The organism is Parendozoicomonas callyspongiae (assembly GCF_023502345.1).
GTDB lineage: Bacteria > Pseudomonadota > Gammaproteobacteria > Pseudomonadales > Endozoicomonadaceae > Sansalvadorimonas > Sansalvadorimonas callyspongiae.
The window spans coordinates 141241-163500 of the sequence record NZ_JAMFLX010000008.1; the positions used below are offsets into that span (position 1 = coordinate 141241).

The 22260-nt window shown below is 50.1% G+C and carries 19 protein-coding genes; 5 read left to right on the plus strand and 14 right to left on the minus strand.

Going from position 1 to position 22260, the window contains the following annotated elements; genetic code table 11:
* Positions 1-196 precede the first annotated feature (196 nt).
* On the plus strand, positions 197-2371 hold the full coding sequence (locus M3P05_RS08030) for a malate synthase G (protein WP_249698987.1): 2175 nt from the start codon (positions 197-199) through the stop codon (positions 2369-2371).
* Positions 2372-2626: 255 nt separating this feature from the next.
* Entirely contained in the window at positions 2627-2782 is a 156-nt protein-coding gene (locus M3P05_RS08035; protein ID WP_249698989.1) for a hypothetical protein, read from the plus strand.
* Between the two features lie 105 nt (positions 2783-2887).
* On the opposite strand, the gene purB is transcribed toward M3P05_RS08035, so the two are convergent.
* The 3 genes from purB to mnmA form a co-directional block, all read right to left on the minus strand.
* Positions 2888-4255 (minus strand): adenylosuccinate lyase, encoded by a 1368-nt coding sequence (gene purB, locus M3P05_RS08040; protein ID WP_249698990.1) that lies wholly within the window; start codon positions 4253-4255, stop codon positions 2888-2890.
* A 113-nt stretch (positions 4256-4368) separates the two neighbouring features.
* A complete protein-coding gene (hflD, locus tag M3P05_RS08045; protein ID WP_249698991.1) occupies positions 4369-5001 on the minus strand; it encodes a high frequency lysogenization protein HflD in 633 nt (210 codons plus the stop codon).
* A gap of 104 nt (positions 5002-5105) precedes the next feature.
* Positions 5106-6206 carry a tRNA 2-thiouridine(34) synthase MnmA gene (mnmA, locus tag M3P05_RS08050; RefSeq protein ID WP_249698992.1) on the minus strand — a complete coding sequence of 367 codons (1101 nt, stop codon included), beginning with the start codon at positions 6204-6206 and terminating at the stop codon, positions 5106-5108.
* Positions 6207-6566: 360 nt separating this feature from the next.
* Here mnmA and icd point away from each other — a divergent pair, with 360 nt between their 5' ends.
* A complete protein-coding gene (gene icd / locus M3P05_RS08055; RefSeq protein ID WP_249698993.1) occupies positions 6567-7823 on the plus strand; it encodes an NADP-dependent isocitrate dehydrogenase in 1257 nt (418 codons plus the stop codon).
* A 182-nt stretch (positions 7824-8005) separates the two neighbouring features.
* Here the strand turns inward: icd and M3P05_RS08060 are convergent, their stop codons facing one another.
* On the minus strand, positions 8006-8299 hold the full coding sequence (locus M3P05_RS08060) for a cold-shock protein (protein WP_283777724.1): 294 nt from the start codon (positions 8297-8299) through the stop codon (positions 8006-8008).
* Positions 8300-8484: 185 nt separating this feature from the next.
* Between M3P05_RS08060 and clpS the strand changes: the two genes are divergently transcribed.
* A complete protein-coding gene (gene clpS / locus M3P05_RS08065; protein ID WP_249698994.1) occupies positions 8485-8844 on the plus strand; it encodes an ATP-dependent Clp protease adapter ClpS in 360 nt (119 codons plus the stop codon).
* A gap of 24 nt (positions 8845-8868) precedes the next feature.
* Positions 8869-11157, plus strand: a complete 2289-nt coding sequence (gene clpA / locus M3P05_RS08070) for an ATP-dependent Clp protease ATP-binding subunit ClpA (RefSeq protein WP_249698995.1) — start codon at positions 8869-8871, stop codon at positions 11155-11157.
* A gap of 130 nt (positions 11158-11287) precedes the next feature.
* Here the strand turns inward: clpA and infA are convergent, their stop codons facing one another.
* The 10 genes from infA to M3P05_RS08120 form a co-directional block, all read right to left on the minus strand.
* Positions 11288-11506: a translation initiation factor IF-1 gene (gene infA, locus M3P05_RS08075; RefSeq protein WP_249698996.1), complete on the minus strand. Its 219-nt coding sequence runs from the start codon at positions 11504-11506 to the stop codon at positions 11288-11290.
* Positions 11507-11627: 121 nt separating this feature from the next.
* On the minus strand, positions 11628-12350 hold the full coding sequence (locus tag M3P05_RS08080) for an arginyltransferase (RefSeq protein ID WP_249698997.1): 723 nt from the start codon (positions 12348-12350) through the stop codon (positions 11628-11630).
* A complete protein-coding gene (gene aat, locus M3P05_RS08085) occupies positions 12323-13036 on the minus strand; it encodes a leucyl/phenylalanyl-tRNA--protein transferase (protein ID WP_249698999.1) in 714 nt (237 codons plus the stop codon). The genes M3P05_RS08080 and aat overlap by 28 nt, the downstream gene beginning before the upstream one ends.
* Positions 13037-13105: 69 nt before the next feature.
* Entirely contained in the window at positions 13106-15055 is a 1950-nt protein-coding gene (locus M3P05_RS08090) for an acetoacetate--CoA ligase (RefSeq protein ID WP_249699001.1), read from the minus strand.
* A gap of 63 nt (positions 15056-15118) precedes the next feature.
* Complete coding sequence (locus M3P05_RS08095; RefSeq protein WP_249699002.1) at positions 15119-16018, minus strand: hydroxymethylglutaryl-CoA lyase; 900 nt, start codon at positions 16016-16018, stop codon at positions 15119-15121.
* Positions 16015-18000, minus strand: a complete 1986-nt coding sequence (locus M3P05_RS08100) for an ATP-binding protein (RefSeq protein WP_249699003.1) — start codon at positions 17998-18000, stop codon at positions 16015-16017. The genes M3P05_RS08095 and M3P05_RS08100 overlap by 4 nt, the downstream gene beginning before the upstream one ends.
* Positions 18000-18785, minus strand: a complete 786-nt coding sequence (locus M3P05_RS08105) for an enoyl-CoA hydratase-related protein (RefSeq protein ID WP_249699004.1) — start codon at positions 18783-18785, stop codon at positions 18000-18002. The genes M3P05_RS08100 and M3P05_RS08105 overlap by 1 nt, the downstream gene beginning before the upstream one ends.
* A gap of 22 nt (positions 18786-18807) precedes the next feature.
* Positions 18808-20415, minus strand: a complete 1608-nt coding sequence (locus tag M3P05_RS08110) for a carboxyl transferase domain-containing protein (protein ID WP_249699019.1) — start codon at positions 20413-20415, stop codon at positions 18808-18810.
* Between the two features lie 79 nt (positions 20416-20494).
* Entirely contained in the window at positions 20495-21649 is a 1155-nt protein-coding gene (locus M3P05_RS08115) for an isovaleryl-CoA dehydrogenase (RefSeq protein WP_249699005.1), read from the minus strand.
* Between the two features lie 4 nt (positions 21650-21653).
* Positions 21654-22064 carry a MerR family transcriptional regulator gene (locus M3P05_RS08120; protein ID WP_249699006.1) on the minus strand — a complete coding sequence of 137 codons (411 nt, stop codon included), beginning with the start codon at positions 22062-22064 and terminating at the stop codon, positions 21654-21656.
* Positions 22065-22260 lie beyond the last annotated feature (196 nt).

The following is a 22260-nucleotide window of genomic DNA, read 5'->3' on the forward strand; positions in this document are numbered from 1 at the left end:
GTCAGATTTTTCAGGCCTTAATTGCCTGTGCTTGGCAATTCAAAAATTTTCAGGCATTTTGACGGCTGAAAACAGACAAATCACAGCAAGACTCGAGATAGAAGAGATAGGCTGGGCAGGGCAGGGCAAAGCCTGAATAACAAATGCTGGTGGCCAGAATCGAGCAGGTTATCGGCGCATAAAACGGGGTAGCGACATGACAGAACGTACACAATTCGGATCTCTGCAGGTAGCCAGTGTACTGTTTAATCTGGTGAACCAGGAGATCATTCCCGGCACTGGTATTGACTACAAAGATTTCTGGGCATCCTTTGAGAAGATCATCAATGATCTGGCACCGGTGAATCGTGAGCTGCTGTCTCGTCGTGATGAGATACAGCTGATAATTGACCAGTGGCATAAGGATCACCCAATCCATGACCCTGTTCCCTACAAAGCCTTTCTCACCGACCTTGGCTATATCGAGTCACGGGTTCCTGACTTTCAGATCACCACAGAAAATGTTGATTCAGAAGTCGCAACAGTTGCAGGTCCTCAACTGGTTGTGCCGGTGATGAATGCCCGTTATGCCCTGAATGCTGCCAATGCCCGCTGGGGTAGCCTTTATGATGCGCTTTATGGCACGGATGTTATCAGCGAAGCAGATGGTGCTGACAAAGGACGCACTTATAACCCTGTACGTGGTGCCAAGGTCATTGCCTATGCCCGTGAAGTTCTTGATCAGTCAGCGCCGTTAACGACTGGCAGTCATGCCGATGCTGTCGCCTATACAGTCAAAGAAGGTCAGCTGGCGGTTAAGCTCAACAGCGGTATGGAGACGACCCTTGTTTCTCCCGAGAGGTTTGCAGGCTATGCCGGCCAACAACAGAAACCCGACAGTATTCTTATTAAAAATAACGGGCTGCATATAGATATTCAGATCGATTCTGAAAGCCTTATCGGTAAATCAGATTCGGCTGGAGTAAAAGATCTGCTGGTGGAATCAGCACTGACCGCCATTATGGACTGCGAAGATTCCATTGCTGCTGTTGATGCTGAAGATAAAGTGACGGTTTATTCCAACTGGCTGGGCCTGATGAAAGGTGATCTGCAGGAAGTTGTGCAGAAGGGTGATAAGTCGTTCACCCGTTCACTGAACAAAGATCGTATTTATACCCGGGCAGATGGCAGCAGCCTGACTCTTCCAGGCCGGAGTCTTATGTTTGTCCGTAATGTCGGACACCTGATGACCAATGAAGCCATTCTCGATGGCGAGGGCAGGGAAATTCCGGAAGGGATTATGGATGCGATGGTGACGGCTCTGATCGCTATTCATGATTTAAACAAAAAAGGCCAGAACAACAGCAATTCCCGTGAAGGCAGTATTTATATTGTTAAGCCCAAAATGCATGGCTCGGAAGAAGTGGCTTTTGCCAATACTCTGTTCTGCCGTGTAGAAGATGCTCTTGGTTTGCCCCACAATACCATGAAGATGGGTATTATGGATGAGGAGCGTCGTACAACCGTCAACCTCAAGAACTGTATTGCCCAGGCCAAAGAGCGGGTTGTATTTATTAATACCGGCTTTCTTGACCGCACTGGTGATGAAATTCATACCTCTATGGAAGCAGGGCCGGTTGTCCGTAAAGGGCCAATGAAGCAGGCAACCTGGATCAAGGCTTACGAAGACTGGAATGTTGATACCGGTCTTGCTGCAGGTTTAAAGGGCCGGGCCCAGATTGGCAAAGGCATGTGGCCGATTCCGGATCATATGGCCGAAATGATTGAAACCAAGGTCGGACACCCCATGGCAGGTGCCAATACCGCCTGGGTACCATCACCAACAGCTGCAACTCTGCATGCCCTGCATTATCACAAGGTGAATGTTGCTCACCGTCAGGATGAATTGGCTGCGCGAGCATCTGCAAGCCTGGATGATATTCTGACCCTGCCACTGCTGGAAGATGTTTCATCCCTGAATGCGGATGATATTCAGAAAGAGCTGGATAATAACGCCCAGGGCATTCTCGGTTACGTGGTGCGCTGGGTAGAGCTGGGGATTGGCTGCTCCAAAGTCCCCGATATTAACGATGTGGGTTTGATGGAAGACCGGGCTACGTTGCGTATCTCCAGTCAGCATATTGCCAACTGGCTGCATCATGGTATCTGTACAGAAGAGCAGGTTATGGAAACCCTGAAGCGAATGGCGCAAGTGGTTGATCGTCAGAATGAAGGGGATCCGGCCTACCGGGCAATGGCACCGGACTATGATAACAGTGTCGGTTTTCAGGCTGCCTGTGATCTGGTTCTGAAGGGAACAGAGCAACCTAATGGTTATACTGAGCCTGTACTGCATGCCCGCAGGCGTGAAGCCAAGGCGAAGTATCAATAACTGTCTTTAACACGAAAAAGGAGAGCAAAAATGCTCTCCTTTTTTTCAAAATACGCCTGTTTATCCAGGTAACCTTGAAAGAGACGTCGAAGCTCTTCGTCACTCTCTTTTCGGATGTATTCCTCTGTGGTGCCATGATCGCTTATGGTGCCAGTTATTTTGCTTTGGCACAGAGACAAAAGTATTGCTTATGAGTTGTGGTCGCTGATCACCTGGTGTCTCTAATATAACCGCCGTCAAAGAACAGCGGATGGTGTGATTGCTTCAGACAGTGATGAGCTGGAGAACGGGTATCCGTCGGGAAAGGTTAATCTCAGTACCAATATGCTGGCTCATGGAGGCTTGCAAGGAATCAGCTGTCTGGCTGCAGAGCTGGGCAAAACTGAGCTTGCACATTCTCTGAAGGAGTGAAACTGTGAGAGCTGAAAGCATTGCTGAATGAGGACTGTTATAGCCCACTGATATGGACTTACTGAAAGAGATAATATTCTCCTTCAGTAAGACTCGTTTATTTCATCAGACCTTCAATGCCTGCTGTACTGCATTCCCGATATAACTGCCAGGAGTCATTTCCTTAAGAGCCAGCTTGGCTTCATCAGGAATATCCAGCTGATCAACAAATGCCAGCATGGCCTCACGGGTAATCACCTTACCACGGGTGAAAGCCTTGAGTTTTTCGTAGGGTTCTTCAATGCCATAACGGCGCATCACGGTCTGCACCGGTTCTGCCAGAACTTCCCAGGCATTGTCCAGATCGGCAGACAGCCGCTGGGGATTTGCTTCCAGCTTGCTGATTCCCTTTAAGGTGGACTCATAGGCAATCAGGCTGTATGCCATACCAACACCCATATTGCGAAGCACGGTTGAGTCGGTCAGATCGCGCTGCCAGCGGGAAATCGGAAGTTTATTGGCCAGGTGCTCCATCACTGCATTGGCAAGACCCAGATTGCCTTCGGAGTTTTCAAAGTCAATTGGGTTCACTTTGTGAGGCATGGTGGAAGAGCCAACTTCACCAGCAATAGTGCGCTGCTTGAAATACCCGAGAGAGATATAGCCCCATACATCACGGTCAAAATCGATCAGAATGGTGTTGAATCGGCGAATAACATCAAACAGCTCGGCGATGTAGTCGTGCGGTTCAATCTGGATGGTGTAAGGGTTGAAAGTCAGTTCCAGTTCTTGCTCGATAAATTCGCTGGCATTGGCTTCCCAATCAATTTCAGGGTAGGTGGCCAGGTGAGCATTATAGTTACCGACGGCACCGTTAATCTTGCCCAGAAGGGGGGTCTGACGCAGCTGCTCCAGCTGACGCTGCAAGCGGTAGGCAACATTGGCCATCTCTTTACCAAGAGTGGTTGGAGAAGCAGTCTGGCCATGAGTCCGGCTCAGCATGGGTAAAGAAGCATGCTCATGAGCCAGAGCACGTATCGCTTCAACGACACGCTCCATCACGTTTTCTGCAGCCTTGCGACCTTCTTTCAGCATCAGGCCGTGGGACAGGTTGTTGATGTCTTCAGAGGTGCAGGCAAAATGAACAAACTCCATGGCTTTGGCGAGTTTAGGCAGGGCTTTCATCTTGCCCTTAAGGAAATACTCAACCGCCTTCACGTCATGTTTGGTTGTGCGTTCGATGCCTTTGATCTCTTCGGCATCGGCAACAGAAAAGCCGTCAACGATCTGGTTTAGCAGATCATTGGCTTCCTGACTGAATGGGGCAAGTTCTGCAATTTGTTTATGTTGGCTGAGTCGCTGCAGCCAGCGCACTTCGACTTCAACCCGGGCACGGATCAGCCCGTATTCACTGAAAATACTTCTCAGTACACTGGTTTTGCCGCCATAGCGGCCGTCGACGGGGGAAATCGCAGTCAGCGATGACAGTTCCATTGGTAGACCCTTGTCAGTGCGTTAAGAGTATTCGGGGGAACGAATAATCTGGTTCAGATTTACAAGCGGGCGCGCCCTACAGCAAAAGAGTCCGGATGTCTGCCCGCCCATAATTATGCGAAACCTTTCAGAAGCTTTGAGACTTCGTTAAGTATTGGCTTTCTCTTGTGAGAGAAAACCAGGTGCCAGCGCCTTCCGCCAACCTGGCGCCAGAGAATGGCTGAGCGAATACCCGCCAGCAGAGTGGCCCTGATTTTATTGGCGCACCCGGCATTCTGCAGATGACGAAGATCACCGGTGACCTGAACACGCGTTCTGAATGTGCTGATGGTATCCAGGTAAATATCTGCCAGGCTGGCAAAAATATTGTCGTGCAGAGTCTCGAAGTGTTGCAACTGGCTTTCAGTCCGATCAATGCGACGTCCAATGGACGACATCATTTCAGGATTGCCGCGCAGCTTGCGTTCAAGATGGATCAAGGTGAGGGCATATCGCACTGTGTCGGAACGTACCGCATCTGGTTTGCGTTCCAGCACATCTCTCAGTAGCCTGAGACCCATGCTGACATTCAGCGGGGCACCATAGACATCAGCTACATCTTTCGGGCTGGTCATAAAAATACTATTAATACTTGTTTCCAGCTCTTCTGCCGGAGCCTGAGCTGTCTTGGCAATCTTCTCTACCAGGCTTGCGGCTTGAAATAGTCCGGCAAGGGCAAGGGTCCGGTCGGAATCAGTATGGGTCACAGCTTTTGATAATCCTGATTATTGGCTGTCGGTTTGCATCCTTATACCACGGAAGTGCCGAGAACTCCGTTGTCACAGTGATCCCGGCAATAACAAACACATGGTTATTTATGAGCATGCCTCTGTTCAATAACACCGCCACCCAGGCAGATATCACCGTTATAGAAAACCACAGACTGACCAAGTGTCACAGCCCGCTGTGGCTCATAAAAAACGACGAGGTAACGGCCGTTGTTGTCTTTCTGCAGAGTGCATGGTTGATCGCTCTGGCGATAACGAACCTTGGCTGTCAGTTTGGCTGGCAGCTCCGGTTCTCCATTAATCCAGTAGATAGTATCAGCTGACAGTGCTTCCGAGAACAGCAGGGGATTGTTATTGCCCTGGCCTACGACCAGGACATTACGATCCAGGTCTTTTTCAAGCACGTACCATGGTTCTTCACTGGCATTTTTCATGCCTCCGATACCCAGGCCCTGGCGCTGGCCAATGGTGTGATACATCAAACCATTATGTTCGCCAATAACTTCACCCTGTTCCGTTTCAATCACGCCGGGCTTGGCAGGAATGTATTGCTTGAGAAAATCGCGGAAGCGACGTTCACCGATAAAGCAGATACCGGTGCTGTCTTTCTTGTTGTAGGTGATCAGTCCATGCTCTTCAGCCAGCGCGCGAACTTCACTCTTTTCAAACTCACCAACCGGGAACAGGGTCTTGGACAGCTGTTCTTCACCGACAGCATGCAGGAAATAACTCTGATCCTTATTATTATCCAGACCTTTGCGCATCAGGGTCTGGCCGGTGGAATCATCACGGCGCACGTAATGTCCGGTAGCAATCAGATCAGCACCAAGCTCCATGGCGTAATCCAGGAAAGCCTTGAACTTGATTTCACGGTTACAGAGGATATCGGGATTGGGGGTTCGCCCGGCTTTATATTCTTCCAGAAAATGCTCAAAAACATTATCCCAGTACTCGGCAGCAAAGTTGGCCTGGTGCAGATGAATACCCAGTTTGTCACAGATTTTCTGGGCATCAGCCAGATCTTCACGGGCTGTGCAGTATTCGGTTCCGTCGTCTTCCTCCCAGTTCTTCATAAACAGGCCTTCCACCTGATAACCCTGCTGCTGGAGCAGAAGGGCAGAAACAGAGGAGTCAACACCGCCGGACATACCGACAATGACGCGGATCTGGGAGTTATCGGTCATAAATACTCAATTTAAGGCTTTCAGCGCTTTTCAGTCGAAAAATGGCCCTATTCTAAGCAACGGGGCAAATTCGTCCACAAGAACAAGCCAAGAGATAGGGGCGGGCGGAGCAGATTTCAACTTTCATTTCATATGCTTAAATGTAGTTTTGTAACACGCTGCATTTATTCTTAGGTATTTATGCGGTATCTTTGTACGCCATTATACGGTTTGCGGACTGCTTACACCTATATTGGTGCATTTGCAGAATAGAAGTAAGTAGCCGGAATGTAGCAAAACTACAAAAAATACAGCGCAGGTCGGTTAGATGACAACACCTCTAAAACCGGCGACTCACATTCCACATAACGGAGTTGATAAATGGGATACCAGAAGATCAAGGTACCTACCGATGGTGACAAAATCACCGTTAATTCAGACCTTTCCCTGAATGTTCCTAACCACCCAATCATCCCTTTTATCGAAGGTGACGGCATAGGTGTCGACGTTACCCCAGCCATGCTGAAAGTTGTTGATGCAGCAGTTGATAAAGCTTATGGTGCCAAGCGTTCCATAGTCTGGATGGAAGTTTATACCGGTGAGAAAGCGACCAAGGTATACGGTCCTGATGTCTGGATGCCTGAAGAAACTCTGGAAGCCCTGCAGGAATACAGTGTGGGCATCAAAGGTCCACTGACGACCCCAGTCGGTGGCGGTATTCGCTCATTGAATGTAGCCCTGCGTCAGGAGCTGGATCTGTATGCCTGCATTCGTCCGGTACGCTGGTTCAAGGGAGTACCAAGCCCGGTCACATGCCCTGAAAAAACTGACATGGTGATTTTCCGGGAAAACTCTGAAGATATTTATGCTGGCATTGAATGGCAGGCTGACAGTCCTGAGGCCCAGAAGCTGATCCACTTCCTGAAGGAAGAGATGGGAGTCACTAAGATCCGCTTCGATGAAGGTTGCGGTATCGGTATCAAGCCAGTGTCCAAAGAGGGTACCCAGCGTCTGGTACGCAAAGCCATCCAGCATGCCATTGATAATGATCTGCCTTCCGTCACTCTGGTGCACAAGGGCAATATCATGAAATACACTGAGGGTGCCTTTAAGGAGTGGGGCTATGAGCTGGCTCACGAACGCTTTGGAGCAGAACCTCTGGACGGTGGCCCCTGGCATACTCTGAAAAACCCCAAGACCGGAAATGATATTATTATCAAGGATGTGATTGCTGACGCCTTCCTGCAGCAGATTCTGATGCGTCCTGATGAATACTCAGTTATCGCAACTCTGAACCTGAATGGTGACTATATCTCCGATGCGCTCGCTGCAGAGGTTGGTGGAATTGGTATTGCCCCGGGCGCTAACATCGGTGGCAGCGTGGCGATCTTCGAGGCTACTCACGGGACTGCACCAAAGTATGCAGGCCAGGATAAGGTGAACCCTGGTTCATTGATTCTTTCTGCCGAGATGATGCTGCGTCATATGGGCTGGACTGAAGCGGCTGATTTGATTTTGAAAGGTGTAGGCGGGGCGATTGAAGCGAAAACGGTCACTTATGACTTTGAGCGACTGATGCCCGACGCGACTCTGCTGAAGTGCTCTGAGTTTGCCGAAGCAATTGTCGACAATATGTAAACCTTATTTAACGGCTCATCAGTCAGTGAATATTTTCTGACGCTGTTGATTAAAGAAAATCCACTGGTTGTATTCAATCAAGACCTCACAATTACCACATCAAAAAAAGGGAACAGTAATACCGTTCCCTTTATATTTCAGATTACCTACAGGAATTAAGCCGTAACGGCTGAATCCATTCGTCAGCTCTCTGTGAATTCTTCGGGTTGGGGGGAGGTTTCGCCAATTTCAGCGGTTTGGGCTTCGGAGGATTCAACACCATCAGAGGAGAGGATTCCGATATTAATGGCGTGCAGTCCTTTTGGGCCCTGGATAATGTCGTAGCTAACCAGTTGTCCAGCCTTTAAGGTTTTATACCCTTCCATATTGATGGAAGAGTAATGAACGAACAGGTCTTCGCCATTATCCTCGTTACCGGGAAGGATAAATCCATATCCTTTGGCGTTATTGAACCATTTTACTTTTCCTGTAGGCATCTTATATCCCTCTTTGTACTCCTGATGCTTTCTTTTTATTAGTGTTATTATTCTTTGAACCCCATCTCCATGGGACAGAACTAGTTTTAGGTATGTAACAACGAGTGTCAAGCACATGTCAAGTGTCTAATAAGGACACGCATAGTAAACTAAGAGAGTGTGACAATACGTTGACAGAATTCCAGATGAGTAGCTTTGATTGGATTCGACTATCCTTGGATAAGGATCATCAAACTGAGAGTGATGATGGTGATGCTGCAGTTGCGACAGCAAAACCAAAACTGCAGCCACCACCGATGTATAAAGTCATTCTCATTAATGATGACTACACCCCTATGGATTTCGTTGTCGAGATTCTTGAGCAGTTTTTCAGGATGTCCAGGGAAAGGGCGACACAGGTAATGCTGAGAGTGCATACTGAGGGTTCAGCAGTCTGCGGAATCTACACGCGGGATATTGCAGAAACGCGTGCAGAGCAGGTTAACCAGTATGCCAGGGAACATCAGCATCCCCTGATGTGCAAGACGCAAAAAGACAACAGTTGACGACGGCTCCACCGGGTTACGCTAATGCTAAATAAAGATCTTGAACAGACTCTGAATACTGCTTTCCGGGAAGCACGAAGCAAGCGCCATGAGTTTATGACAGTGGAACACCTGCTGTTGGCTCTGCTTGATAATGCCTCAGCCGCTGATGTTCTGGAGGCCTGTGGCGCTGATATTCAGCAGCTTCGTGAAGAACTCACCAAATTTATAGATTCAACAACCCCGCTGATACCTGCAGGTGATGATGAGCGGGAAACTCAACCAACCCTTGGCTTTCAGCGTGTTTTGCAGAGAGCCGTTTTCCATGTACAGAGCTCCGGCAAGAAAGAAGTCAGCGGAGCCAATGTCCTCGTTGCCATTTTCAGTGAACAGGAAAGCCAGGCGGTGTATTTCCTGAAGCAGCAGGAAGTGGCCCGTATCGATGTGGTGAATTACATCGCTCACGGCATCGCCAAGATTCCTGGGCACCAGGGCGCTGAAACAATCGGCCAGGAAATGGTTGAGGAAACCGCAGACGGAGAGCCGGGCGGTACACGTCCTCTGGATGCTTATACATGCAACCTGAACGAGCAGGCACGTTTGGGCAAGATAGACCCTCTGGTTGGCCGTGATGGCGAAGTAGAGCGGGTATCACAGATCCTGACACGCCGCCGTAAGAACAACCCACTGCTGGTTGGTGAAGCGGGTGTGGGTAAGACCGCGATTGCCGAAGGTCTGGCCAAACGTATTGTTGATGGCGAAGTCCCTGAGATCCTCAAGGACGCCATCGTTTATGCTCTTGATCTTGGTGCACTGCTGGCAGGTACCAAATACCGTGGTGACTTTGAGAAGCGCTTTAAGCAGCTTCTGTCCGAGCTTCGCCGCAAGGAAGGAGCCATTCTGTTTATTGATGAGATCCATACAATTATCGGAGCGGGTGCAGCCTCCGGTGGCGTTATGGATGCATCAAACCTGCTGAAGCCGCTGCTGACGTCTGGTGAGCTGCGCTGTATCGGTTCCACAACATTCCAGGAATTCCGTGGCATCTTTGAGAAGGACAGAGCTCTTGCACGTCGCTTCCAGAAGGTGGATGTGACGGAGCCGGATGTTGATGACACCTTCCAGATTCTTCTTGGGCTCAAGCCCAAGTTCGAAGAGCATCATGATATCGCCTACGAGAAAGATGCTTTACGTGCCGCTGCGGAACTGGCTGACCGTTACATCAATGACCGCCATATGCCGGACAAGGCAATTGATGTCATCGATGAAGCCGGTGCCTATCAGCGTTTGCAGGAAAAGGAAGATCGCAAGAAGTCCATAGAAGTCTCTGATATTGAAGCGATTGTTTCCAAAATGGCGCGTATTCCACCCAAGTCTGTTTCTGCTTCAGATAAAGATCTGCTGGAAAAACTGCCGCGCAATTTGAAGATGACTATCTTCGGGCAGGATGAAGCGGTTGGAGCTCTAGCTACCAATATTCGTCTGTCGCGTGCAGGTTTGAAGCCAGCAGAAAAACCGGTTGGCTGCTTCCTGTTTGCCGGACCAACAGGGGTTGGTAAAACCGAAGTCTGTAAACAGCTGGCCAAATCTCTCGGGATTGAACTGGTGCGCTTCGACATGTCTGAGTATATGGAGCGTCATACTGTTTCCCGCCTGATTGGTGCACCTCCTGGTTATGTTGGCTTTGACCAGGGTGGACTGCTTACGGAAGCGATTAACAAGACACCTCACTGTGTTCTTCTTCTGGATGAGATTGAGAAAGGGCACCCTGATGTGTTCAATCTGCTGCTGCAGGTGATGGACCACGGCACTTTGACCGATAACAACGGCCGTAAGGCGGACTTCCGTAACGTTATCCTGATCATGACTACCAATGCCGGTGCTGAGACCATTAACCGGGCATCCATTGGTTTTACCGAGCAGGATCACACCACCGATGGCATGGAAGCGATCAAGAAGACCTTTACGCCGGAGTTCCGCAACCGTCTGGACTCAGTGATTCAGTTTAATGCTTTGTCACCGCAGGTTATTGCCAGCGTGGTAGACAAGCAGCTGACTGAACTGCAGGCCCAGCTGGATGAGCGTAAGGTGCAGATTGAAGTGAACAAGGCGGCTCGGGAATGGCTGGCTGACAAGGGCTATGACAAGCTGATGGGAGCTCGACCCATGGCGCGTCTGGTTCAGGAGAAGATCAAGAAGAGCCTCGCAGAAGATATTCTGTTCGGTAAACTGATCAATGGTGGTTTGGTCAAGATTGGTGTGAAGGCTGGGGAACTGTCCTTCAAGATTGAGCCTGCCAAAGACAAAGCTCCTGCTTCAGATGTAGCTCAGTAAATCTGTATCTTGTCGAAAATAAAAGGCCCCTGAAGCGAGGGGCCTTTTATTATCTCAAAAAAGATAATTTTTCACGCACAAAACACCCGTAGATCAGATGATCTGCAGGTTCGATGTTTTGGGCGGAATCTTAACGGGCGCGGTAAACAATACGACCCTTGTTCAGGTCGTAAGGAGTCATTTCAACACGAACCTTGTCGCCAGTCAGAATGCGGATGTAGTTCTTACGCATCTTACCGGAGATATGTGCAGTTACAACGTGGCCGTTTTCCAGCTCAACGCGGAACATAGTGTTGGGGAGGGTATCTACCACAACACCTTCCATTTCAATGGAATCTTCTTTCGCCATTCGGCTCCTACCTCATGTATGTAGAAATCATTTTTGCAGCCACTTAACAATTTGATGAGGCTACATTAAAAAATTCGGCGTGCATAATGCCCGAAATCCGCAACTTTCGCAAAGGAACAGGTCAATTGGAGTTAACTTTCCAGGTTCCAGTGTCGTGGTCCAAGTGCTCCAGGGGGCCAAAGTTTGATTTATAACTCATCTTACGACAGCCCTCGATCAGATACCCCAAATAAAGATAATCAAGCCCCGCTTCACGGGCTGCCAGAATCTGCCTGAGCACAAAGTAGACACCCAGACTCCTCTTACCACTATAAGGGCAAAAAAAAGAGTATACAGAGGCAAGGCCCTTGGAAAAGTGGTCAGTTACGGCTATACCAAGCAGTTTTTTCCCGTCATAAAACTTCCAGAAACTGGAATAACCGGTATCTATACAGAGAAACTCCTTCAGTTGCCTTGCCGAAGGTGGATACATATCACCATCGCTGTGCCGGTGATTTATGTACTGTCGATACAGTCGGTAGACCTCAAGGCTGAGCTCTGGTCTTGCCACTTCAATTCTTAGATCCTGATTTCTGTTGAGAACTTTGCGCTGGGTCCGGTTAGGCTTGAAATCCTTCACTTTCACTCGAACGGATACACAGGACGAACAGCCGGGGCAGCTTGGTGTGTAGATATGGTCACCACTGCGACGAAAACCCAGCTCAGCCAGATGCTCAACAGCCTCCATGGGAAGGAGCAAATTGGGATCAATAAACTGGGTCACCGCGATCCGCCCCGGAAGATAGCTGCACGGGTGCTCACCGGTCTGATAAATATTTATTCGCTGGCTCTGTTGCCCATCCATGAGCTTGTCTCTTGGGAAATCACTAGGGAAACTGGACTATTATCGACCAGCTCATTCACTCTTGCCAGAAACACATGGCGGGACATCAGTTTGGCCCCCAGGCTTTCCAGGTGAGGGGTATGCTGCTGACAGTCAATCAGTTCGAACAGTCCTGAAGAAACCAGACCAGTCAAAGCCAGTTTGGAAGCATTACTGGTCAGACTGAACATTGATTCTCCAAAAAACACCTTGCCCAAGGCGATGCCATAAAGACCACCAACCAGCTGACTCTGGTTCCAAACCTCCACTGAGTGGGCATAACCCTTTTGATGAAGATCGCAGTAAGCCTGCTGCATTTCATCAGTAATCCATGTGCCTTCCTGTCCCGCCCGGGCAATGCTGGCACAGGCTGAAATCACTTCAGGAAACGCTGAGTTGGAGGTAACCCTGAGTTTTGTGGTTTTCACAAAACGTTTCATGCTTCTGGAAAGATGGAAAATCTCAGGAGTCAGGACCATACGAGGATCTGGCGACCACCAGAGGATAGGCTGCCCCTCGCTGTACCAGGGAAAAATTCCCTGACGGTAGGCGGCCACCAGTGTTTCAATATTCAGATTACCCCCGGCACAGAGCAGGCCATCAGGCTCTACCAGAGCCAGCTCTGTGGGAGGGAAAATCGGGTTTTGCTCATCAATCCATGGAATCATAAACAGACGGAACTGTAGTCTTTAAACCTGCCAATGATGCACTCAACCATCCACTATGGAACGGAACCTTCAGGCTGTTTCCAGTTGGGGTAGATGGCGGAAAAAATCCAGGGATTCCGGATTTGCCAGTGCATCAGTATTGTTAACTGTTTCACCATGAATAAGAGCACGAATTGCCAGCTCTGTCAGCTTGCCACTTACCGTACGGGGAAGATCCGGTGCCTGGATAATCAAAGAGGGCACATGCCTCGGCGTGGTATTGCTGCGAATGGTTTTCTTGATATGGGCAACCAGACGATCATCAAGTTTCAGGTTATCTCTTAGTCTGACAAACAGAATAACCCGTTCGTCCTCAGCCGTTTTCTGGCCAACTGCAAGGCTTTCCAGAACCTCATCCACTTTTTCGACCTGACGATAGATCTCTGCTGTCCCGATACGAACTCCGCCGGGGTTCAATACCGCATCGGACCGACCATGAATAACCACGCCATCCTCTGATGTCAGCTCACCATAATCACCATGTGCCCATATGGTTTCAAAGCGGGAAAAATAAGCTTTGCGGTATTTTTCCCGTTTGGGATCATTCCAGAACATGACCGGACGACTCGGGAAGCTTTTCCGGCATACCAGTTCGCCACGTTCTTCTGTGACAGGTTCACCTCGGTCATCAACAAATGCGACATCCATTCCAAGGCCACGACACTGCAGCTGGCCTGGATAGACCGGGCGCAAAGGGTTGCCCAAGGCAAAACAGGAAATAATATCGGTACCACCCGAAATGGATGACAGCATCAGATCACTGCCAATCTTGCTGTAAACGAACTCAAACCCTTCATGGGGCAGGGGAGAGCCTGTCGACAGCACTGCTTTCAGCTTCGATAGATTGCAATTCTCACCAGGTTCATAACCGGATTTCTGCAGAGCGGTCAGGTAGCGGGCGCTGGTGCCAAAAACAGTCACACCCTCACGCTCGGCCATTTCCCAAAGTACTCTGGGACCAGGATAGAACGGTGAACCATCATAGAGAACAAGAGTTGCCCCCGTTAGCAGACCGGAAGCCAGCCAGTTCCACATCATCCAGCCACAGGTGGTGAAATAGAAAAAGACATCTTCTGGCCCGAGGTCTGTATGCAGTTTCAGCTCTTTGGAGTGCTGCAGCAATGTACCACCGTGACCATGAACAATGCATTTCGGCACACCGGTTGTGCCTGAGGAATAGAGGATGGCCAGTGGATGATTAAAAGGAAGGGCTACACATTTCAGCTCAGTATTATCAGACAGGAAGTCTTTATACAGAACGGCGTTGCTAATCGATGAAATATCCGGGTTATGCCCAAAGAAAGGAACGACGACCACTTGCTCAATAGAAGAAATCTGATGGGTAATTTCATCAATACGCTGACGGCAGTCGATGATTTTGCCATTGTAGTGATAGCCATCAGCGGCAATCAGAATTCGGGGCTCTATCTGCCCAAAACGATCCAGAACACCCTGACTGCCAAAGTCCGGTGAACAGGATGACCAGATGGCACCGATACTGGCGCTGGCCAGCATCATTAAGATGGTCTCGGGCATATTGGGCATAAACCCGGCAATACGATCGCCCTGTTTGATTCCAGCATCAGTCAGGGCATTGGCTGCTCTCGCTACCGTGTTGCGAAGCTCGTTCCGACTTAGTTCCCTGCGATCGCCATTCTCACAGCAGAAGACAATGGCGGCTTTATCTCCTGTGTGACGCAGTATCTGTTCGGCATAGTTGACTGTTGCACCGGGAAACCATCTGGTAGCGAACATACCTTCGGACTCATCAACAACTGTGCTGTAGCTACCCAGCGAAATATCCATGTACTTAGCCAGGAATGGCCAGAACTCTTCTCTGGACTGACAGCTCCACTCGTACAGTTCATCATAACTGTTGAATGAAAAGCCAAAATGTTGGTTAACAGCCTGCATAAATTCCCACAGGTGCGACGACTTCACCTGCTCTTGTGCAGGTGACCACAGTGGTTTTATCGACATAGCAAACTCTTTGGTATTTCTTATTTTATCAATAAGTTATTGAAAACTATTAATGTCGTATATTTACTTTTTGGACAGTAATGCCTGTGCAGTTCGGGAATAGTTTGAACAGCCCAGCTTGCTGCAAACTTGCTGGTTTACCTGTAACAGGGCATCCATATCCACTCCAGTGTGAATGCCCATCCCGTTCAACATAAACAAAACATCTTCCGTCGCCACATTCCCGGATGCGCCTTTGGCATAAGGACAGCCGCCAAGGCCTGCCACCGCCGTATCAATAACTGATATGCCAGACTCCATTGCCGCATAGATATTGGCAATGGCCTGCCCATAGGTGTCATGAAAATGCACAGCCAGGGCAGGAACAGGGATATCCCGGCCTGCAAGTTCAATCATTTTCTGAACCCTGACAGGATTGCCAACACCAATAGTGTCTCCCATGGAAATCTCGTAGCACCCCATCTGGTAAAGGTCTCGGGCAATATGCGCTACAGCATTCAGGTCGGTTTCACCTTCATAAGGGCAGCCCATAGTGCAGGAGAGATAACCGCGTACAAGAACTCCCGCATCTTTGGCGGCTTCAACAACCGGTTGAAAGCGCGCCATGCTCTCAGCGATTGAACAATGGATATTCTTCTGAACAAATGTTTCTGAAACGCCGGTAAACACAGCCACTTCCTGTGCACCAGCGGCAAGGGCATCATTTAATCCGCGCATATTCGGCGTCAGCACACAGTAGCGGGCAGAGCTCTCTTTCAAACCTGAAAGGACTTTCCCGCTATCTCGCATGGGGGGTATTCGTGTTGGAGAGACAAAGCTGCCGGCTTCAATACGCGACAGCCCGGCCTTTGCCAACATGGTGATCAACGCAACTCTGTCTTCCACAGAGAGTGTCACCGGCTGTCCCTGCAAACCATCCCTGGGTCCTACCTCTACAAGGGTTACCGCTTCGGGCAAGCTCATGCAGTGGCCTCCAGCTCATCCTGGAACGTTAACAGTGTGACACCTTCTTCAACCAGGTTTCCTTCCGGATGGAGTATCTGGTCGATAGTGCCGTCATGGGGAGCCCTGATGGTCTGCTCCATTTTCATGGCTTCCAGAACCAGCAGAGGGTCGCCATTGGTCACTGTCTGGCCGCTGTTAACGAGAACCGCAACCACACGGCCATTCATAGGAGCCGTTAAATCGTGACCGTCGTCTTCTGTGGTCGAGTAATCTGGCCTGCTTAAGGATTGAGTCAGGCGAGGCCCGGTCACGGTAACTTTCTGATCTTCCGGAGATACAAAGAAGTTCTTCCCATCAAACGTGACCATCGAGCCATGAACGGCAATATCAGTCATCGAATACTGCTGTTCATTAATGGTGACAGTCCAGCCATCACCATTTTGAATAACATTCACTTCACAGTGCTCATCATCCCACTGCCAGGTCTGGTACCACTGCCTTACTCCATTACTGCGCCAACCATTAGATTGATTCCAGATAGAATCTTCTGCCTGCGTTTTTGGCTTCAAAGACTGACAGAGAGTTACCGCAGCCAGAGCACAGGCCCTCTCACGTTTATTTTGGGCAAACAGCTCAGAGTTGTGCCGCTCAATAAAACCTGTATCCAATTGCTCATTCTGGAACTCTGATTGAGCAAGAATACGAATCAGGAAATCGCGGTTGGTTTCCAGACCTGAAATCCGGGTTTGCTCAAGAACTTCTATCAGGCGGTTGCAGGCTTCTTTACGGTTATGCCCCCAGACAACCAGTTTGGCAATCATCGGGTCATACCAGCTGGAGACTTCATCGCCTTCACTGATACCGGTTTCAATACGCAGCCATGGACGGCTTTGAGGCCAGGTCAGATGGCTGATCACGCCCGTTGCAGGGAGAAAGTCTCGAGCTGGATCTTCTGCATAGAGACGAACTTCCAGCGAGTGACCATTCTTTTCCAGCTCTTTCTGGCTCAAGGGCAGGGGAGCGCCTTCAGCAATACGAATCTGCCACTCGACCAGGTCCTGCCCGGTAATCATTTCAGTGACCGGATGCTCAACCTGCAGACGGGTATTCATCTCCATGAAATAGAAGCTGCCATCGGTATTCAGCAGAAACTCGACTGTTCCCGCGCCGACATAACCGATGGCCTGACCAGCTGCAACAGCCGCTTCACCCATACGACGCTGTATCTCTTCAGTCAGACCTGGAGCCGGAGCTTCCTCAACAACCTTTTGATGTCGCCTTTGTACTGAACAGTCACGGTCAAACAGATAAACGCCATTACCTGCCCAATCAAAGAAAATCTGCACTTCCACATGGCGGGGGGCAGGGAGATACTTCTCAACCAGCATAACCTGATCATCAAAGGCTTTCAGGGATTCCCGGCGGGCACTTTCAAGAACTTCCTGGAAACTGGCAGCATTCTCTACCACGCGCATACCTTTGCCACCACCACCTGCTGCGGCTTTCAGCATGACTGGATAGCCAATATCTTCAGCTTCTTGGCGCAACACTTCATCAGACTGATCAACTCCGTGATAGCCTTTGAGCAAAGGTACCCCAGCCTTTTCCATCAATCGCTTGGCTTCGCTCTTGGAAGCCATACTGACCATGGCGCTGGCAGACGGGCCAATAAACACAATACCTGATTGCTCTACCAGGTCAGCGAAACTGGAATTTTCTGATAAAAAGCCATAACCGGGATGAATGGCATCTGCACCCCAGTTTTTGGCTGCCTCAAGAACAGCTTTCTGATTCAGATAGCTTTCACTGGCAGCTGCAGGGCCAACAACCAGAACCTTATCAGCCAGGCTGGCTGCCAGACTATTGCTATCGATATCGGAACAGATAACAGCCGTTTCAATATTCAGTTTTTTGGCCGTATGGATAATCCGGCAGGCGATTTCCCCGCGGTTGGCAATCAGGAGTTTTTCTATTTTTTTTCGCTCAGGGCTGTTTCTCATTATTCCTTCTCCTGCCATGCAGGGCTGCGCTTCTCCAGAAAGGCGGATAACCCCTCCTGACCTTCCGATGACTGGCGGATATTGGCAATGGCTTCGCTGGTCATTTCCATCAATTGCGAGTTGATAGGGCGGCCACTGACATCAGCAATAAGCTGCTTGCAGGCTCTGACTGCGGCGGGGCTGTTATTCTTTAACAGCGTCAGAACTTGCTCTGCCTGTTCAGGCAGATCTTCCGGCTGATCAACCAGCTGATGAATAAAGCCCATAGCCAGAGCCTTCTGCGAATCAATCAGCTCACTGGTCAGCATAAAGCGGCGTGCTGCACGCTCTCCCATCACCCGGATCACATATGGGCTGATAACGGCAGGAATTATGCCCAGCCGCACTTCACTCAGGCAGAAACGGGCATCGGAAGAGGCAAAAACAATATCGCTGGCACAAACGATGCCCAGAGCACCACCAAAGGCCGCCCCCTGAACCAGGGTAATAACCGGGGCAGGGAAATGGTCGATGCCTTCCATCATCCCGGCCAGTTTTCGGGCGTCATCCCGATTAGCCTGGTAATCAAGATTGGCCGTGCGCTTCATCCAGCCAAGATCGGCGCCGGCGCAGAATGTTTCGCCAGCAGCAGAGATGACCAGTGCGCGAATATCATTGAGCTGTGACCACTCTTTTAAAATATCAGTGATCGTGGCAATCATTCCGCCATCAAAGGCGTTACGTTTTTCCGGGCGACTAAGCACCAGCCTGGCAATACCGTTGGAGACTGAGGTTTCAATTGTCATAATAAATTCCTCGCTCCTGTCCTTACATTCGGAACACGCCAAAGCGTGTCTCTTCAACGGGAACATTCAGTGTCACAGCCAGACTCAGGCCGAGAACATCGCGGGTATCCTTTGGATCAATAATGCCGTCATCCCAGAGCCGGGCACTGGCATAGAAAGGGCTGCCCATACGGTCATAGTCGTCGACAACCCTGGCTTTAAAGACCTGTTCTTCATCATCCGACCAGGGCTGTCCTTTTTTAGCCTGGGATGCCCCTTGTACCATGGCCAGCACACCAGCAGCCTGCTCACCACCCATGACCGAAATACGGGCATTGGGCCAGCTCCACAGGAAACGAGGGTCGTAGGCCCGGCCGCACATCCCGTAGTTACCGGCACCAAAGCTGCCGCCGATAATCACCGTCAGCTTGGGAACCTTGGCACAGGCGACAGCATTCACCAGTTTGGCACCATGCTTGGCAATACCGCCGGCTTCATAACGTGCGCCGACCATAAAGCCGGTAATGTTCTGCAGAAATACCAGTGGGATTTTTCGCTGGCAGCACAGTTCAACAAAATGTGCGCCTTTCTGGGCTGATTCAGAAAACAGGATGCCATTATTGGCCAGAATGCCTACCGGATAACCGTGGATACGGGCAAAGCCACAAACCAGGGTATTACCAAAATGGGTTTTGAATTCATCGAATTCTGAGCCATCCACAACCCGGCCAATCACTTCCCTGACATCGTATGGCGTCTTCAGACTGGCAGGAACAACCCCGTAAAGTTCTTCAGGATCAAGGCGGGGAGGTCTTGGCTGGGCTTTATCTGGCAAAACAGGAGCAGAAGTATTCAGTCGTGCAACTGACTGCCGTGCCAGTTCAAGAGCGTGATGATCGTTCTCGGCCATATGGTCAACGACACCGGATACCTTGGCATGTACTTCGGCACCACCCAGCTCTTCGGCTGAGACCTCTTCGCCGGTTGCCGCTTTTACCAATGGAGGGCCAGCGAGAAAGATCGTTCCCTGTTCCTTTACAATAATGCTTTCATCAGCCATGGCGGGAACATATGCGCCGCCTGCGGTACAGGAACCCATCACGACGGCAATCTGGGCAATCCCCTTGGCTGACATATTGGCCTGGTTAAAGAAAATTCGACCGAAGTGATCACGGTCTGGAAACACCTCATCCTGTCGCGGCAGGTTGGCACCACCGGAATCAACCAAGTAAATGCAGGGCAGGTGGTTTTCTTCAGCAATCGTCTGTGCCCGCAAGTGTTTTTTCACTGTCAGCGGATAATAACTGCCACCCTTAACGGTTGCGTCATTGGCAACCACCATACAGAGCCGTCCGCAAACCCGTCCGATACCGGCCACAGCTCCGGCCGCTGGCACATCTTCACCATAGACTTCATGGGCAGCATACTGTCCGATTTCCAGAAACGGAGAGCCTGGATCGAGAAGGGCATTGATACGTTCCCGGGGGAGAAGTTTGCCCCGTGATTTATGACGCAGGCGGGAAGCTTTCGGCCCGCCAAGGCTGATGCTGTCCGACAACTGCCGAATATGGCCAACCAGCTTGTGCATGGCATCGTGGTTGGCCTGATATTCTGCATCACCGGTGCGAACCTGACTGGTTAATACGGCCATAATGACTCTTCTTATATCTGTGATCATTTGTGAAGCCCATGCTTACATGGGTTTCATATCCAAAGGCGTTTCTGTCGAATCAATTTCCGGAGAACAGCTCGCGACCAATCAGCATACGGCGAACCTCAGATGTTCCGGCTCCGATTTCGTAGAGCTTGGCATCGCGCAGCAGACGTCCGGTCGGGTAATCATTGGTATAACCGTTGCCACCCAGAAGCTGGATAGCATCCAGCGACATCTGGGTCGCTTTTTCAGCACAGTAGAGAATAACGCCCGCAGCATCTTTACGGGTTGTTTCACCCCGATCACAGGCGGCAGCGACCGTATAGAGGTAGGAGCGACAGGCGTTCATGGTGCTGTACATATCCGCCAGCTTGCCCTGCACCAGCTGGAACTCGCCAATCGACTGACCAAACTGCTTACGCTCATGCACATAAGGCAGCACGGTATCCAGGCAGGCCTGCATAATTCCAGTTGGACCACCTGACAGAACTACCCGCTCGTAGTCCAGGCCGCTCATCAGAACCTTCACGCCCTTATCGAGTTCACCAAGAATATTTTCGCGGGGAACAGGCGTGTTCTCGAAAACCAACTCGCAGGTGTTGGAGCCGCGCATACCCAGTTTGTCGAGGTGAGGAGAGCGGGAAAAGCCAGGGAAATCACGGTCCACAATAAAAGCTGTGATGCCGTGTGCCCGTTTGTCGGGAGATGTTTTGGCGTAAATAACATAGGTGTCGGCATCCGGACCATTGGTGATCCACATTTTGCTGCCGTTGAGAACAAAATGATCGCCACGATCTTCCGCTTTCAGACTCATGCCAACAACATCAGAACCAGCACCGGCCTCACTCATGGCCAGGGCTCCAACCTTGTCACCGCTGACCAGATCTGGCAGATACTTCTGTTTCTGTTCTTCTGAACCATTCAACTTGATCTGGTTCACACACAGGTTGGAGTGCGCGCCATAGCTCAGGGCTACAGAAGCCGAAGCCCGGCTGATCTCTTCCATCACTACGGTATGCGCCAGATAACCCAGACCAACGCCGCCGTACTCTTCCGGAACCGTGATACCCAGAAGCCCCATATTACCAAATTTTTTCCAGAGATCCATCGGGAAGCGGTTTTCCCGGTCAATCTCGGCAGCCCGTGGCGCGATTTCATGCTGGGCAAACTGACGCACCTGATCACGGAACATGTTAATGGTTTCGCCCAGACCGAAGTTCAGTTCGTTCATATTATTAGACCCCTGATTGGATTCGGTGATGTTTGTCTTTTTGGGATTCTGAAAGTGCCTGACGACAGCGTTGTTCCGCTTCATCAAGCTCCAGCTGCATAATCTGGATATCATGCATCTGTTGGGACAGGTTGTTTTTGTGTGCCTGGATGGTTTCCAGCATGGTCAGCAGCTGCTTCTGGTTGCCACTGGCCGGATCGTAAAGCTCAAACAGTTCCCGTGACTCATCAAGGGTGAACCCGAGACGTTTGCCACGCAGAATAAGTTTGAGGCGGATTCTGTCTCCCGGGCTGTAGACCCGGGCCTGGCCCTTGCGGGCAGGGGAGAGCAGACCCTGTTCTTCATAGAAACGAATGGCCCGGGAAGTAACATCAAACTCACGGGCCAGATCGGTAATCGAATAGGTTTTACCCATCAGAGAACAGACCTTTGTTGTACTTATTAGTTGTGAATGAAGCTGACGTATAACGACCAGCTGTTCATTCGGTTATGGCTGTTTGATGGGTATCATAATAAGGGATTACCCTTACGTAAACGTAAAGGGTAATCTTTACAAAAAGAATTTTGGTGGCCGTTACTAGGTTCTGTTGATATAAGTTTGTGCGATTCAG

Excerpts from the sequence above, each read along its gene's own strand:
- M3P05_RS08060 (WP_283777724.1), bottom strand. The coding sequence starts at position 8,299 with ATGCCTACAGGAAAAGTAAAATGGTTCAATAACGCCAAAGGATATGGA.
- M3P05_RS08080 (WP_249698997.1), bottom strand. The coding sequence starts at position 12,350 with ATGGATGGGCAACAGAGCCAGCGAATAAATATTTATCAGACCGGTGAG.
- clpA (WP_249698995.1), top strand. The coding sequence starts at position 8,869 with ATGCTAAATAAAGATCTTGAACAGACTCTGAATACTGCTTTCCGGGAA.
- purB (WP_249698990.1), bottom strand. The coding sequence starts at position 4,255 with ATGGAACTGTCATCGCTGACTGCGATTTCCCCCGTCGACGGCCGCTAT.
- M3P05_RS08120 (WP_249699006.1), bottom strand. The coding sequence starts at position 22,064 with ATGGGTAAAACCTATTCGATTACCGATCTGGCCCGTGAGTTTGATGTT.
- icd (WP_249698993.1), top strand. The coding sequence starts at position 6,567 with ATGGGATACCAGAAGATCAAGGTACCTACCGATGGTGACAAAATCACC.
- aat (WP_249698999.1), bottom strand. The coding sequence starts at position 13,036 with ATGATTCCATGGATTGATGAGCAAAACCCGATTTTCCCTCCCACAGAG.
- M3P05_RS08095 (WP_249699002.1), bottom strand. The coding sequence starts at position 16,018 with ATGAGCTTGCCCGAAGCGGTAACCCTTGTAGAGGTAGGACCCAGGGAT.
- M3P05_RS08100 (WP_249699003.1), bottom strand. The coding sequence starts at position 18,000 with ATGAGAAACAGCCCTGAGCGAAAAAAAATAGAAAAACTCCTGATTGCC.
- M3P05_RS08090 (WP_249699001.1), bottom strand. The coding sequence starts at position 15,055 with ATGTCGATAAAACCACTGTGGTCACCTGCACAAGAGCAGGTGAAGTCG.
- clpS (WP_249698994.1), top strand. The coding sequence starts at position 8,485 with ATGAGTAGCTTTGATTGGATTCGACTATCCTTGGATAAGGATCATCAA.
- M3P05_RS08115 (WP_249699005.1), bottom strand. The coding sequence starts at position 21,649 with ATGAACGAACTGAACTTCGGTCTGGGCGAAACCATTAACATGTTCCGT.
- M3P05_RS08110 (WP_249699019.1), bottom strand. The coding sequence starts at position 20,415 with ATGGCCGTATTAACCAGTCAGGTTCGCACCGGTGATGCAGAATATCAG.
- M3P05_RS08030 (WP_249698987.1), top strand. The coding sequence starts at position 197 with ATGACAGAACGTACACAATTCGGATCTCTGCAGGTAGCCAGTGTACTG.
- mnmA (WP_249698992.1), bottom strand. The coding sequence starts at position 6,206 with ATGACCGATAACTCCCAGATCCGCGTCATTGTCGGTATGTCCGGCGGT.
- M3P05_RS08105 (WP_249699004.1), bottom strand. The coding sequence starts at position 18,785 with ATGACAATTGAAACCTCAGTCTCCAACGGTATTGCCAGGCTGGTGCTT.
- infA (WP_249698996.1), bottom strand. The coding sequence starts at position 11,506 with ATGGCGAAAGAAGATTCCATTGAAATGGAAGGTGTTGTGGTAGATACC.